The sequence below is a fragment of the Mesorhizobium atlanticum genome (assembly GCF_003289965.1).
GTDB classification, from domain to species: Bacteria; Pseudomonadota; Alphaproteobacteria; order Rhizobiales; family Rhizobiaceae; genus Mesorhizobium; species Mesorhizobium atlanticum.
The window spans coordinates 275,101-289,942 of the sequence record NZ_QMBQ01000007.1; the positions used below are offsets into that span (position 1 = coordinate 275,101).

Below are 14,842 nucleotides of genomic sequence, written 5' to 3' on the forward strand. Positions count from 1 at the left end.
GGCGCGACCCTTTCTTTGCCGCCGAAACCATCCCTGGAACACGATTTAAAAAGCGGGGGCCGGCTTTCGGAACCCGATCGTGCTCCAGGAGTTGCATCGGGATGACGATGCGGCGAAGCCTCGTCCCGATCAGGCATAACAAATTCCGGCTTTCGCATCATTTACTTGCCGCGCCCGCCACTCTAGGCCGGCCTGAACCCTCGAATACCCTGCAGGGCCGGATCCTCCATGCACAGAGCCGCCTATCTGTTCCTACTGTCGACCATGCTGTTGTGGGGCGGCAATTCGGTGGCGGGCAAGCTTGCCGTCGGCCATGTCTCGCCGATGACCCTGGTGTTCCTGCGCTGGGTCATGGCTGTGCTCATCCTGCTGCCCATCGGCTGGCGGACGCTGCGCGAGGACTGGCCCGAAGTGCGCAGCAATTGGAAACTGCTTGCCGGCCTCGGCGCCTGCGGCTTCACCATTTTCAACGTCATCTTCTACACTGCGCTCAACTACACGACCGCCATCAACGTCTCGATCGAGCAGGCCGCCATCCCGATCGTTATCATCCTGGCCAATTTCATGTTCTTCCGGCTGCGCGTGCAGCCCCTGCAGATCGTCGGCGTCGCGCTTACCATCGCAGGCGTCGCGCTGACCGCAAGCCATGGCGACCTCGGCCAGCTCTTGAAGCTCGACCTCAATTACGGCGACGCCATCATGCTTGTCGCAGTGCTTTGCTACAGCCTCTATTCGGTGGGGCTGCGCCTTAAGCCGGCAATCCGCTGGCAGAGTTTCATGCTGGCGTTGTCGATCGCCGCGCTGCTGATCTCGCTGCCCTTCGTCATCTGGGAGATCGCATCCGGCAACGTCATCGTGCCGGACGCGCGTGGATGGGCGCTCACGCTCTATACGGCGCTCGGCGCCTCGGTCGTCTCGCAGGTCCTCTACATCAAGGGCAACGAGCTGATCGGCGCCAACCGCGCCGGCCTGTTCATCAACCTGGTGCCGATCTTCGGCACGCTGCTTTCGGTGCTGATCGTCGGCGAGCAGTTCCAGCCCTATCAGGCTTTCGCACTAGCACTTGTTCTCGGCGGCATCGCGCTTGCCGAATACAGCGGCAGCAAAGCAGCGCTGCAGATGCAGTGATGGCCCCGCGCTGCCCGTATATTTCTTGACTTGAACGAATACGCTCCGCCTGCTGGTGCAGGCGGAGCGTATTTTTGTGTCGGGCCGTTCACTCGGCGCCGACGTCGAAATGCAGCGGCTTGGCCGAGTCGATCGATTGGTGCGCCCGCAACTGATCGAGCACTTTTTCCGGGAACGGCGCGTCGAGATAAAGCAGCGCGATCGCGTCGCCGCCCGGCCGGTTGCGGCCGAGCTGGAAGTTGGCGATGTTGACGCCGTTCTCGCCGCACACCGTGCCGAGCAGGCCGATGATGCCGGGCGCGTCGGCATTGGTCGTGTAGAGCATGTGCTGGCCGACCTCGGCGTCGAGATTGATGCCCTTGATCTGGATGAAGCGCGGCTTGCCGTCGGAGAAGCAGGTACCGGCGATCGAGCGCGTCATGTGCTCGGTCTTGACCGTCAGCTTGATATAGCCGTCGAACACGCCCGACTTGTCGCGCTTGACCTCGGCGACGATGATGCCGCGCTCCTTCACCATGATCGGCGCCGACACCATGTTGACGTCGGAGACCTGAGGCCGGATCAGGCCGGCAAGGGCGGCGCTGACCAGCGCGCGCGTGTTCATCGTCGCGGTCGAGCCGTCGAACAGGATCTCGACCTCCTTGATCGGATCCTCGGTGACCTGGCCGACGAAGGCGCCGAGCACCTCGGCGAGCTTGACGAAGGGCTTGAGCCTCGGCGCTTCCTCGGCAGTGATCGAAGGCATGTTGATGGCGTTGGAGACGGCGCCCTTGATGAGATAGTCGCTCATCTGCTCGGCGACCTGCAGCGCGACATTCTCCTGCGCTTCAGTGGTCGAGGCGCCGAGATGCGGTGTCGCCACGACATTCTCCATGCCGAACAGCGGGTTGTTCTCCGCCGGCTCGACCTCAAACACGTCGATGCCGGCGCCAGCCACCTTGCCGCTCTTCAGCGCCGCGACCAGATCGGCCTCGACGACAAGGCCGCCACGCGCGCAATTGATGATGCGCACGCCGTCCTTCATCTTGGCGATCGCAGCCGCGTCGATGATGTTGCGCGTCTTGTCCGTCAGCGGCGTGTGCAGCGTGATGAAGTCGGCGCGGGCGAAGAGCTCGTCGAGCTCGACCTTCTGGACGCCGAGCTCCTCGGCGCGGCTGTCCGACAGGAACGGATCGAAGGCAATCACATGCATCTTCAATCCGACGCCGCGCGTGGCAACGATCGAGCCGATATTGCCGCAGCCGATCACGCCCAGCGTCTTGCTGGTGATCTCGACGCCCATGAAGCGGTTCTTTTCCCACTTGCCGGCATGGGTCGAGGCATTGGCTTCCGGGATCTGCCGCGCCAGCGCGAAGATCATCGCCACCGCATGCTCGGCCGTGGTGATCGAATTGCCGAAGGGCGTGTTCATCACGATGATGCCCTTGCGGCTGGCGGCCGGGATATCGACATTGTCGACGCCGATGCCTGCGCGGCCGACGACCTTGAGCCTGGTTGCCGCATTGATCAGCTTCTCGGTGACTTTGGTCGCCGAGCGGATGGCGAGGCCGTCATATTGGCTGATGACTTCGAGCAGCTTTTCCTTGTCCTTGCCGAGATCGGGCAGGTAGTCGACCTCGATGCCGCGATCCTTGAAGATCTGCACGGCGGTGGTTGAAAGTTTATCCGAAACGAGAACGCGGGGCGCCATCACGGCCTCCTTGAAGGGGATTGGATGTGTCGGGAAATGGTGGCGGCCCGCAGGCCGCCACGGATTTCAGGCCGCCGCCTTGAGCGACGCCTTCTGCGAGGCGAAGGCCCAGTCGAGCCATGGCAGCAGCGCTTCGAGATCGGCGGTCTCGACGGTGGCGCCGCACCAGATGCGCAGCCCGGGCGGCGCGTCGCGATAGGAGCCGATGTCGTAGGCGACGCCTTCCTTGTCGAGTGCCGAGACGAGGCCCTTGGCGAAAGCCGCCTGACCGTCGGCATCGAGCGCGGCAACATCCGGATCGGTGAAGGACAGGCACACGGACGTGTTCGAGCGCGTTGCCGGATCGACGGCGAGGTGTCCGAGCCACGCCGACCTGTCGACGAATCGGTCGAGCACCGCGGCATTGGCGTCGGCGCGGGCAATGAGAGCCTCGAGCCCGCCGATCGACTTCGCCCAGTGGAGCGCGTCGAGATAATCCTCGACGCACAGCATCGACGGCGTGTTGATGGTCTCGCCCTTGAAGATGCCCTCGATCAGCTTGCCGCCGGAGGTCAGGCGGAAGATCTTCGGCAGCGGCCAGGCCGGCTTGTAGGTCTCCAGCCGCTCGACGGCGCGGGGCGACAGGATCAGCATGCCGTGCGCGCCTTCGCCACCCAACACCTTCTGCCAGGAGAAGGTGACGACATCGAGTTTTTCAAAATCGAGCCTTTGCGCGAAGGCCGCCGAGGTCGCGTCGCAAATGGTCAAGCCCTTGCGGTTCGCGGGAATGAAATCGCCGTTTGGCACGCGCACGCCGGAGGTCGTGCCGTTCCAGGTGAAGACGACGTCGCGGTCGAAATCGACTTGCGCCAGGTCCGGCAGCTTGCCATAGCCGGCCTCGAACTTGCGCACGTCGGCGAGCTTGAGCTGCTTGACCACATCCGTCACCCAGCCGGAGCCGAAGCTCTCCCAGGCGACCATGTCGACGCCGCGCTCGCCGAGCAGCGACCACAGCGCCATCTCGACCGCGCCGGTGTCAGACGCCGGCACGATGCCGATGCGATAATTCGCGGGAACCTTGAGGATTTCGCGCGTCAGATCGATCGCCTGCTCGAGCTTGCTCTTGCCGATCTTGGCGCGATGGGAGCGCCCGAGCGCGGCCTTCGAGAGCGCCTCGACCGACCAGCCGGGGCGTTTTGCGCAGGGACCTGAGGAGAAATTGGGATTTGCCGGACGGAGTCCGGGCTTGGTAAGCGTCGTCATCGTGGTCTATCCTTCCAGATAGTGGCCCCTCGTTGGGGAGGGGTGGCCCACGGACGGCGATATGCTTTCAGGCTTTCGGCGTCAAGAGCAAAGTTTTTGTCGTTGTCGGGATATTCAGCCCGCGAATAACAACAAGGTAAAATCAAACGGCGGGCCTCAAGACCCGCCATCGTCGAATTGTGCTGGCCTGTGCTACCAAAGATCGTAGCGTAGCCCTAGCTTGACGGTCTGGAAGTTCACGCCCTTGTGAACGTTGAAGAGCCCGTTGTCATAAGCGACGTACCGGGCGCTCGGGATCGAAAGATATTCGTAGCCGAGGTCGACCGAAACATTTTTGGTCACCTGGTAGGAGAGACCGGCCGCCAGCGAATAGGCAAAGTCGTAACTGGCCTTCGAACTGACCTGCCCATCATAACCTGCAGGGTCATCGCAGTTGAATTGCGTCGTGGTGGTGGTGCCGTTGCCGACGACGCTACTGGGCGGCGGAGTAACGCAGTTCTTCGCGCCGATTGTGCTGGCGTACTTGTCGTAGACAACGCCGGCGCCGGCGCCGATATAGGGCGTGATACCGACATAGGTGCCGAGATCGACATAGCCGTTGGCCATCAGACTGTAGGCCTTGTTCAAGGCGTTGCTGGATCCCTTGCAGGGTTGCGTGGTGGGTCGAGCAGTGACTTGGCTCGTAATCGTTCCGGAGGTGTTGTCGAAGACTGTCGTCGTTGTTGAACCGCTACACGTGGTGTCCACGCTGTCGCCGAACTTGTTTGACGGCAGAATCCCCAAGTTCAAATCGGCGCGAAGATAGTCGTTGAAATGATAGCCCATGCCGACGCTGCCATCGAAAAGCGTCCGGCTGTGCGAAAAGCCCGGATTGTTGCTGGTATCGTCAAACGGGTGGCTAAAGGCATAACCGACATCGCCGCGCAGGTACCAGCCCGAGCCGACCTCGACTGGCTGATAGTCCGGCGCCTGGTCGACATAGATCGGCGGATCGTAGTCCGCCGCCAGCGCCGGCGTCATCGGCAACAGGATGATTGCGGCAAGCGCTGACGCGATACGCGATCTGGATATCATGGTCCCCGGCTCCTGAAATTGGCGCCAATCACGAACGTGGGCGCCGTTTCAAGGAGCCATTGTTAACCATAGTGGTTAAGTGGCGGTTAAGGATAACAGTCGGTTACCGAATTGATTTCGAACGATGTTTACCGGCGCATAAGCGAAAGCCGCCCGGCTGGCGCCGGGCGGCTTTGAGAATCCAGGATTTGGGAAGCGATTACTTGGTGTAGATCGGTTCCGGTTGCGGAACGTAGGGTTCCGGCGGCGGCGCGCAGTCGGACTGGCCGCCGAACTGGTAACGGAGGCCGCCGCGAACTTCATGCACGTTGATGCCGCGGTCGTAACCGGGGCCGACATTGCTGTCCGAGGCATATTCGAACATCTTGCCGCCGTTGATGTGGCTGTAGCGGTAGCCGACGTCCAGCTTTACGCGGTCGGTCAGGCAGTAGGACGCGCCGGCCATGAGCGCATAGGCGAAGCGCCAACCCTTGCCGCCCTGATGGAAGAAGTCGCCGTCGGCGTCGCTGTTGTGAAGCGTGTCCCACTTGACCCAGGCGCCACCGATACCGGCGCCGACATAAGGCGTCACGCCATGCCAGGTGCCGATGTCGACATAGGCGTTGGCCAGCAGCAGTAGCGCTGAGTAGGACGAGGTGTCGCTTGATACGCAAGGCGTATTGGGGGCGGGCGTGTTACAGAAGCCGCTGGTCGAGCCGTGGAAGTTCGAGCTGAACAGATAGTCGCCGGTCAAATCCGTGCGGAAGTGGTCGTCGATCTGGTAGCCGATACCGGCGCCGGCAGAGAAAGCGCCCTTTAGGTTACCGGTGTCGAAGCTGCCTTGGATCTGAGGTGCGGCACCATAGGTGATGTAGTCGCCGCCGCCAAAGCGCGACCAATGATAGTCGATATCGCCGCGGATATACCAACCGCCGACATTCACCGGCTGCGCCTCGACGACCGGCGGCGGAGCCTCTTCGACCTGCGGTTCGGGGAGGTCGGCCGCGAAGAGCGGTCCGGCTACCCCCGCGAACAGCACGGCAAGCAATGCCATTCTTGCTGTCTTGAACATTCTGTCACCCCTAAGAAGCCTCGGGACGACACCCGCCCGAAGATGATTGACCTCGGGTGTGGATAATGAATTGCAAAGGTTAAAAGCCGTTTAACCGTACCGATTAACCATGAATCTATACAATTTTAGAGAGAATCCCGTTGTGCGAACGTCCCGTCCGGCGACGAAAAAGCCCGCCTGACGGCGGGCTCGCGGTTTGAGAGGAGCCGCGTGACCGGGTTCAGGCGGCGCTGCGCGTTTCCTGAAGGATGCCGACGATGTCGTTGACGACCGCCTCGACCAGGTGCGGATCGTCGCCCTCGGCCATGACGCGGATCAGCGGCTCGGTGCCGGATGGCCGGATGACAAGGCGGCCGGACTTGCCGAGCCGGTTGCGCCCCTCTTCGATCGCCGCCTTGACCGGCGCTTCCTCCAGCGGCTTGCCGCCGGAGATGCGGACATTCTTCAGAAGCTGCGGCACCGGCTCGAACTTCTTCGACAGCTCGCTGACCGGGCGGTTCTGCCGCTTGATGCAGGCGAGCACCTGCAAGGCGGAGACCAAGCCGTCGCCCGTGGTCGAGAAATCGGAAAGCACGATGTGGCCCGACTGCTCGCCGCCGACATTCAAGCCATGCGCGCGCATATGCTCGACCACATAGCGGTCGCCGACCTTGGTGCGATGCAGTTGCAGCTTCATGTCGCCGAGGAAGCGCTCCAGGCCGAGATTGGACATCACCGTGGAAACGACGCCGCCGCCGGCCAGCCGTCCGCTCTGGTGCCAGGATTCGGCGATCAGCGCCATGATCTGGTCGCCGTCGACGATCGCTCCGTTCTCATCGACGATGACGACACGGTCGGCGTCGCCGTCGAGCGCGATGCCGATGTCGGCGCGCACCTCGTGCACCTTCTTCTGCAGGCCGGCCGGATGGGTCGAGCCGCACTCCTTGTTGATGTTGAAGCCGTTCGGCTCGACATTGATCGCCACCACCTCGGCGCCGAGCTCCCACAGCGCTTCGGGCGCCACCTTGTAGGAGGCGCCGTTCGCGCAATCGACGACGATCCTCAGGCCCGAGAGCGACATCGAGCGCGGCAGCGTGCGCTTGGCGAATTCGATATAGCGGTCATGCACGCCGTCGACGCGCTTGGCGCGGCCAAGCCCGTCCGAATCGGCGAGCGCCAGCTCGATGTCCTTGTCGAGCATGCCTTCGATGCGCTCCTCGATCTCGTCGGAGAGCTTGTAGCCATCGGGACCGAACAGCTTGATGCCGTTGTCGTAATAAGGGTTGTGCGAGGCCGAGATCATCACGCCGATGTCGGCGCGCAGCGAGCGCACCAGCATGGCGACTGCCGGCGTCGGTATCGGGCCGAGCAGGAACACGTCCATGCCGGCGGCGCACAGGCCGGCCACCATGGCGTTCTCGATCATGTAGCCGGAAAGCCGTGTGTCCTTGCCGAGCACGACGCGGTGACGATGATTGCCGCGCTGGAACGAAAGCCCGGCGGCCATGCCGACGCGCATGGCGACCTCGGCCGTCATCGGAAATTTGTTGGCGCGTCCGCGAATACCGTCCGTGCCGAAATACTGACCTGCCATATCCTTAGAGTCCCCGTCGGTTTTTCAGCGGGCCCGTATTGCCACAATTGGGCCGCATCCGATCATCAAATTTCGTGATTGTATATTACCAATCCTTAGAAAAACATTGTCGCGGGCGGTGCAAGTGATTCGACAGCCTGTCACCACCTTTGACTTGGCGGCGCTGTGCCTGCCCAGGCGAGGCCTTCGATGCCCTGCCCCCCGGCAAAGCTTGGCTGTCGGCAAACCCTCAAGCAATTCATCACCTTATCGGGAGCAACACACTTTGTGAGGGCGCCCATGCCGTAAGCATCTGGCGCAACCGGACATTGAGCGTTATTGATTTGGCATAGGGACACTTACTGGCGGCATCAAGGGAGAAAACGCCATGCTTCTTCATAGACTTGCAGCTTTTACCGGTATCGCGGTCGCGACCTTGTTCCTGGCGGCGCCGGCCAACGCGCTGACCATGGCCGAGTGCAGCACCAAGTATAACGCGGCCAAGGATGCGGGAACGCTCGCCGGCCAGACCTGGAACCAGTTCCGCAAGGCGCAGTGCGGCAGCGATGCTTCCGCCGCGACCGACACCAAGGCGGCCACCGACACCAAGACCGCGACCGACACCAAGGCCGCCGACACCAAGACGACCAAGAAGGCAAAAACCGCCGCCGCTGCCGACGACGCGGCCAAGGGCCTGAGCGCCAAGGAATGCAGCGCCAAGTATCAGGCGGCAAAGTCCGCCGGCACGCTCAACGGCATGAAGTGGAATGACTTCCGCAAGGCCGAGTGCGGTCCCGGCGCAACCGCCGCGGCTTCCGCCGCGCCCGCAGCCGAAACCAAGCCGGCCAAGACCTCGACCGCGGCTGCCGATGGCGGCAAGGGCCTGACCATGGCCGAGTGCAGCACCAAGTACCAGGCCGCCAAGACGGCCAACAAGCTCAATGGCATGAAGTGGAACGACTTCCGCAAAGCCGAGTGCGGCGCCAGCGCTGCCGACGACGACACCGTGCCGGCTCCGTCGGAAGCCACCTACACCAGCGAACCGGCGAAGCCGTCGGTCGCCGCGCCGAAGGGCGTGACCTTCCCGAAGGCGATTTCGTCGAAATTCGCCACCGAAACCCCGGCGAAGGGCCGCATGCACACCTGCCTCGAGCAGTACTACGCCAACAAGGACGCCAACACGCTGAACGGCCTGAAGTGGATCCAGAAGGGTGGCGGCTTCTACAGCCTCTGCAATGCCAAGCTGAAGAGCTGACCGCCTAATTTATTCGAAGAAAAAGCCCGCGCATCGCAAGATGCGCGGGCTTTTTGTTGCGCGCGAAAACGCCCGCGGTTCGCCCACACTGCCCACCGCCAGGCTTGTCTGGCGCAAAGATTCTAGTTGAACATACAGGGAACAAACAGTATACAAAAGACGTCAAACCTATTTCAATCAGGAGGGTCTCAATGTTCAATTTGAAATTGGCGGCGTTGACTGTGACGGCACTGGTCGCTTGGAGCGCCTCACCTGCGGGCGCACTGACGATGAAGGAATGCGGCGAGACCTATCGGGCAGCCAAGGAAGGCGGCACCCTGAACGGCATGGACTGGGCCGCTTTCCGCAAGGAGAAATGCGCGACGTCCGCCGCGGAGAGTGCCGGCGCGGATTCGGTCAAGACCGAGGAGCCAGCAGAAAAGGACGCCAGCGCGGCGGTCGCCCCCACTGTAGCGCCAGCGGGCGTGACATTCCCGACCACCCTCGCCGCCGAGTTCAAGGCCGAAAAGCCCGCGAAGGCCCGGATGAAGACCTGCCTGCAGGGTTACCACGACAACAAGGAGGCGGGTACGTTGAACGGCCTTCGCTGGATCCAGAAGGGCGGCGGCTACTACAGCCTCTGCAATGCGCGGCTGAAAGCCGAATCATAAAGCGCGTCGCGCTGAATCGAATTCAGGCGACGCGCTTTAAGTCTTTGTTTTGATGCATGTCGTTGTCCCGGAACCGCTGCGCACTTCCGGGCGACATGCAATGAAAATCGAATATGTCGGATAAGCGGTTCACCGTTTTTCCCGCAGACATTGAGCCATCATCCTCGGGCGTGTCCAAGGATTTGCTGTCGGGCGATATCTGGAGCAATTCCAGGAAAAGTGTGAGCGGTTTTCCGTCCGGAATTGCGCAAAAACAAAAGGATAGAGCGGTTCGCCGTTTCCGTGAAACGGTGAAACGCTCTGGGCGCCAGGACGAGGGAAGTCTTGCCCTGTCTCCAATTCCCAGACAAGAACGCCGCGGACCAAGCCGCGGCGTTTCTCGATCGGTCTTTCGCGCCCCAACCTCAGCTTGACGGCTGCGGTTCCATGCCGCCTTCGGGCTCCGGGCCCTTCTTGCGGCGACCGCCGGTGCCGGCCTTCGGCACAGCCGAACCACGGCTGGGCGGGGTGTCGTCGCCGAGGTCGCGGGCCGGCTTATGCCCGGCGATCAGCTGCTTGATCTCGTCGCCGGTCAGCGTCTCGTATTCGAGCAGCCCTTCGGCCAATGCGATCCAGTCCTTCTTCTTCTTGGTCAGCACGGCCTTGGCTGTCGAATAGGCGTCGTCGATCAAGCGCCGCACTTCGGCGTCGATGATCTGCGCCGTCTCTTCAGAGATGTTTTGCGTGCGCGCCACCGAATGTCCGAGGAAGACCTCTTCCTGGTTGTCGCCATAGGCAACATGGCCGAGCTTGTCGGAGAAGCCCCACCGCGTGACCATGGCGCGCGCCAGCTTGGTCGCCTGCTCGATGTCGGAGGAGGCGCCGGAGGTGATGTTCTCCTTGCCGAACTTGAACTCCTCGGCGACGCGGCCACCCATCATGATCGCAAGCCGCGAGATCATGTATTTGTAGCTCATCGAATAGCGGTCGCCTTCCGGCAACTGCATGACCATGCCGAGCGCGCGGCCGCGCGGGATGATCGTCGCCTTGTGCAGCGGGTCCGCCGTCGGCACGTTGAGCGCCAGGATGGCGTGGCCGGCCTCGTGATAGGCGGTCAGCTCCTTCTCGGCCTGCGTCATCGCCGACGAGCGGCGCTCGGCGCCCATCATGATCTTGTCCTTGGCGTCCTCGAACTCGGCCATGGTGACAAGCCGCTTGTTGCGGCGGGCCGCCATCAGCGCGGATTCGTTGACGAGGTTCATCAGGTCGGCGCCGGAGAAGCCTGGCGTGCCGCGCGCGATGACCTTGAGGTCGACATTGGGCGCCAGCGGCACATTGCGTACATGCACCTTGAGGATCTTCTCGCGGCCGACGATGTCGGGATTCGGCACCACCACCTGGCGGTCGAAACGGCCGGGCCTCAAGAGCGCCGGATCGAGCACGTCGGGCCGGTTGGTGGCCGCGATCAGGATGATCGACTCGTTGGACTCGAAGCCGTCCATCTCGACCAGCAGCTGGTTCAGCGTCTGCTCGCGCTCGTCATTGCCGCCGCCGAGGCCCGCGCCGCGATGGCGGCCGACCGCGTCGATTTCGTCGATGAAGATGATGCAGGGCGCGTTCTTCTTGGCCTGGTCGAACATGTCGCGCACGCGGCTCGCGCCGACGCCGACGAACATCTCGACGAAGTCCGAACCGGAAATGGTGAAGAACGGCACATTGGCCTCACCGGCGACCGAGCGGGCGAGCAGCGTCTTGCCGGTGCCGGGCGGGCCGACCAGCAGCACACCGCGCGGAATCTTGCCGCCGAGGCGCTGGAACTTCTGCGGATCGCGCAGGAACTCGACGATCTCTTCGAGATCCTCCTTGGCCTCGTCGACGCCGGCGACATCCTGGAAGGTGACGCGGCCATGCGCCTCGGTAAGCAGCTTGGCCTTCGACTTGCCGAAGCCCATCGCTCTTCCGGAGCCGGACTGCATCTGGCGCATGAAGAATATCCACACGCCAAGGATCAGGATCATCGGCAGCCACGAGATCAGATAGCCGAACAGCGAATTGGAGCCGTCGGTCTCAGGCTTGGCGGTGATGGTGACGTTCTTGTCCTGCAGCCTGGAGACCAGCGACGGGTCGCCGGGCGAATAGGTCTGGAAGCCGTTGGCGTTGTCCGTGTAGTTGCCGAAGACGCGAGCGCCGGCAATCGTCACGCTTTTGACCCGGCCGGAGGCGACGTCCTGCAGGAACTGCGAATAGGGGATATCCGTCGTGGCACCGCGCGTCTGGGGCGTCTGGAACAGATTGAACAGGGCGATGAGCAGGACCGCTATGATCGCCCAGAGCGCGAGGTTGCGATAATTCGGATTCATCTATTGTCCCGTTGGGGCCCGCTTGCGGGCCCGCGATGATGGAGAAGCTTGGGCCTAACATAGGGAGAGCGCCTCCCCTTGCCAAGCAGAACAGCACGTATCGGTTAAGCTTTCGCCCACCCTCTCCCACCATCTTGGCCGCGGAATGGCGGCGCCGGCAACGGCGGTGCGCCGACAAGCGCCGCGACGGCGGCAGCCGGCTCAACGTCAAAGGACGGCAGGAAGCGTGCAAAGGGGGCAACCGCCGGAACGATCGACACTGGTTGCCGGCCGGCATTGCCGCCAGCAAAATCAAGCTGTTCGCCGCCGGACCACAGCGACGGCTCCGCGGCCAGCGCAGCGCGCGACAGGCTTGGTGGAATCTCCTCGATCGGGGGCGCTCGCCCGGCAGCCGCGGCCCCCAGCGGCGCGATCACCAAACCGCCCGACCGGTCTTTCAAAGTGATGCGCCCACCCAGGGTGACGCGGCGTCGGTTGTCCCAAAGCTGGTTGTCTACCGGTGGAGCGGGGTCGGGCAGGTTGCGGTTCTCGCGGCGAAGGAAGATGCCGGACCGGCGCGCGTCGACCACCGTCCGCGACAATGTGGCGCAAAGCGGCGCGGAGCGCAGGCGGGCAAGCAATGCGGCGCAACGCGCCTCGTCGGCTAGGAACGACATGCCGCCGACCGTGGCCAGCAGGATGCGCAGCGCGTAAATGGCCGCTTGGCCGTCCCCATGCCCAGCGAAATCGCAATCGAGGCGAATGAGACCCGGAACCGGTCTGCTGGCGAACGCGTCGATGAGCATGGCGGCGCGGCGACCGATGTCGTGGCGCTCACGAGCCGCCTGAGCCGACCGCGCCAGCGCTTCCGCGGTGCGCCGTTCGCTCTCGCCTTGCGCGAGCGCCGCGCGCATGCGCGGCCGCTCGAAGCGGACATCCACATTGGTGGGGTCCTCGATCCAGCCGATGTCGCGATGCCGCAGCATGTCGCGCAGCGCCGCGCGCCTGGTGACGAGCAGCGGCCGGACGATCCATGTCCGCCAGTCGTGCAGTGTGGCGGGCGCCATGCCGGCAAGGCCGCGGCCTTCATCGTCGCGCGCCTGGCGCATCAGCACCGTCTCGGCCTGGTCGTCGGCGGTGTGGCCGGTCAGGATCAGCTTGATGCCCTCGGCATCGGCTGCTTCCGCAAGCAGCCTGTAGCGCGCCTCGCGCGCGGCGGCCGGCAGGCCGGTCGCAGGCTTGTCGCCGTGCCAGGCGAGAATGCGATGCGCGATGCCGCGCTGGGCGCAGAAGTGGGCGACGAGCCGCGCCTCGTCGGCCGAGTCCGGCCGCAAGCCGTGGTCGACCGTCACCGCGAGCAGCCTGGCGGCCGGTTCGGTCCGGTCGATGTGATCCTTGAGGAGAAGAAGAAGGGCGGTCGAGTCGCTGCCGCCGGACACGGCTGCAACGGCGCCGGTCGAAAAGTCCAGGTCGAAGAAAAGGCGGTCTGAGAGGTTGGCTTTGGTATCGGGCGTCAGCACGCCGCCAGCGCCTTTTCCTGCTTGATGCGCTCCTTGAGCGTGCCGGAGACGTCGGGATAGCGCTTGCCGATTTCATTGAAGGTGGCGCAGGCGACGTCGTTCTGCTTCAGACCGACCAGCGAAACCCCGAGCTTGAGCAGCATGTCGGGCGCCTTCTTGGCCTTCGGGTAGTCCTTGCTGGCGGCAAGGAAGACCTCCGCCGCGTCGCGATATTTCTGCTGACCGAGCAGCGATTCGCCCAGCCAGTAATGCGCGTCCGCAGCCTTCGCGTCCTTGGGAAAGCGGGAGATGTGGTCGCGAAAACCCTGTTCGGCCGTCGGATAGTCCCCCGACAGGATGAACTGGTAGGAATTGCGGTAGAGCTCGTCCGGATCGTTGGTCGACGGCAGGGCCGCCACTTGCGTGCCGCCCGACTTGCTCTTCTTGGCCGGCGTTTCGGCGGAAGGAGCGCTTGCCGTAGCCGAGGGAGCCTGCGCCGGCGCGCTGGCCTGCGGGTCGGTCTCGGCATTGACCACATTGCCGTTCTTGTCGACGGTGATGGTGCCGAAATTCTTCGGCGGCGCGCCGGTGATCAGCTTGCCCGGATCGCCGGTCTGCGATTCCACGATGACGTCGCCGACCGTCTTGCCGCCGCCATTTTGCCGGCCGGTGTCGGCCGGCGCCTGCGTCGCCGGGGCCTGGGCGACGCTATTGTCGGTTCCGGCGTCGCCGGTGCCGGAATCCCCGGTGCCGGCATCGCCGAGGTTGGTGTTGCCGCCGGTTCCGTTCTGAGGCGCGGCTTCCGATTTCTTCTGCCCGGTCGGCTTGGCGCCTCCTTGCGAACCGCCCTCGAGCTGCTGGAAGCGGAACTCATTGTCTTCCTGCTGCTTTCGGATCTGTTCCTGCATCTGCAGGATCTGGAAATTCATCTCCTCGATCTTGCCGTTCAGCTGGCGCAGCTGGTCTTCCAGACCCGTCATGCCACCGCTGTTGTCCTGCGCGACCTGCGCCTGTTCCGGCTTCTTCTTGTCGCCGAAGATGCCGAGCGTCGGCAGGTGGAAGGTGAACCCACTGTCGGAGGCTCGCGCGGCGCTGTCGGCGGAGGCGGCAAGGCTCGGGAGGCTTGATACGAGCAGCAGCGCAAGCGTGCCGCTCAGGACCGTTCTGAAATGCATTCTGTCTCTCGCGGTGGATGTGTTGGCCTGATGCGCCTTTCCAAATCAAACAATGGGAAGAAGCGCCCTCGCGCTCATAGCAGGACGCGAGACTTCGGCCAAATTTTGTTTCAAGCCGTCGCAAATGAAAAAGGCGGCCCTGAGGCCGCCTTTGATTTTTGCGATGTTGTATTTTTGCCGCCTGTTTCGCGCCAAGCGGCGGCCGGGG

The 14,842-nt window shown here is 63.4% G+C and carries 11 protein-coding genes; 3 read left to right on the forward strand and 8 right to left on the reverse strand.

The genetic code is table 11. From position 1 onward, the window contains the following. Positions 1-228 precede the first annotated feature (228 nt). The gene (locus DPM35_RS23960; protein ID WP_112129675.1) at positions 229-1,128 is read left to right on the forward strand and encodes a DMT family transporter; all 900 of its coding nucleotides are present in this window, start codon (positions 229-231) and stop codon (positions 1,126-1,128) included. An 88-nt stretch (positions 1,129-1,216) separates the two neighbouring features. Here the strand turns inward: DPM35_RS23960 and serA are convergent, their stop codons facing one another. The 5 genes from serA to glmM form a co-directional block, all read right to left on the reverse strand. Continuing rightward, positions 1,217-2,818 carry a phosphoglycerate dehydrogenase gene (serA, locus tag DPM35_RS23965; RefSeq protein WP_112129676.1) on the reverse strand — a complete coding sequence of 534 codons (1,602 nt, stop codon included), beginning with the start codon at positions 2,816-2,818 and terminating at the stop codon, positions 1,217-1,219. A 66-nt stretch (positions 2,819-2,884) separates the two neighbouring features. Further along, the gene (locus DPM35_RS23970) at positions 2,885-4,060 is read right to left on the reverse strand and encodes a phosphoserine transaminase (RefSeq protein WP_112129677.1); all 1,176 of its coding nucleotides are present in this window, start codon (positions 4,058-4,060) and stop codon (positions 2,885-2,887) included. A gap of 192 nt (positions 4,061-4,252) precedes the next feature. After that, positions 4,253-5,134, reverse strand: a complete 882-nt coding sequence (locus DPM35_RS23975; protein ID WP_112129678.1) for an outer membrane protein — start codon at positions 5,132-5,134, stop codon at positions 4,253-4,255. Between the two features lie 199 nt (positions 5,135-5,333). Further along, complete coding sequence (locus DPM35_RS23980; protein WP_112129679.1) at positions 5,334-6,185, reverse strand: outer membrane protein; 852 nt, start codon at positions 6,183-6,185, stop codon at positions 5,334-5,336. A gap of 220 nt (positions 6,186-6,405) precedes the next feature. Then, positions 6,406-7,758 (reverse strand): phosphoglucosamine mutase, encoded by a 1,353-nt coding sequence (gene glmM / locus DPM35_RS23985; protein WP_112129680.1) that lies wholly within the window; start codon positions 7,756-7,758, stop codon positions 6,406-6,408. A 367-nt stretch (positions 7,759-8,125) separates the two neighbouring features. Here glmM and DPM35_RS23990 point away from each other — a divergent pair, with 367 nt between their 5' ends. Then, a complete protein-coding gene (locus DPM35_RS23990; RefSeq protein ID WP_112129681.1) occupies positions 8,126-8,992 on the forward strand; it encodes a hypothetical protein in 867 nt (288 codons plus the stop codon). 191 nt (positions 8,993-9,183) lie between these two features. Next, on the forward strand, positions 9,184-9,642 hold the full coding sequence (locus DPM35_RS23995; RefSeq protein ID WP_112129682.1) for a hypothetical protein: 459 nt from the start codon (positions 9,184-9,186) through the stop codon (positions 9,640-9,642). 404 nt (positions 9,643-10,046) lie between these two features. On the opposite strand, the gene ftsH is transcribed toward DPM35_RS23995, so the two are convergent. From ftsH to ybgF, 3 genes are all read right to left on the reverse strand, one after another. Continuing rightward, a complete protein-coding gene (gene ftsH / locus DPM35_RS24005) occupies positions 10,047-11,981 on the reverse strand; it encodes an ATP-dependent zinc metalloprotease FtsH (RefSeq protein ID WP_112129684.1) in 1,935 nt (644 codons plus the stop codon). 104 nt (positions 11,982-12,085) lie between these two features. After that, positions 12,086-13,480 (reverse strand): tRNA lysidine(34) synthetase TilS, encoded by a 1,395-nt coding sequence (gene tilS / locus DPM35_RS24010; protein ID WP_245431625.1) that lies wholly within the window; start codon positions 13,478-13,480, stop codon positions 12,086-12,088. Beyond that, on the reverse strand, positions 13,474-14,634 hold the full coding sequence (ybgF, locus tag DPM35_RS24015) for a tol-pal system protein YbgF (RefSeq protein ID WP_112129685.1): 1,161 nt from the start codon (positions 14,632-14,634) through the stop codon (positions 13,474-13,476). The genes tilS and ybgF overlap by 7 nt, the downstream gene beginning before the upstream one ends. Positions 14,635-14,842 lie beyond the last annotated feature (208 nt).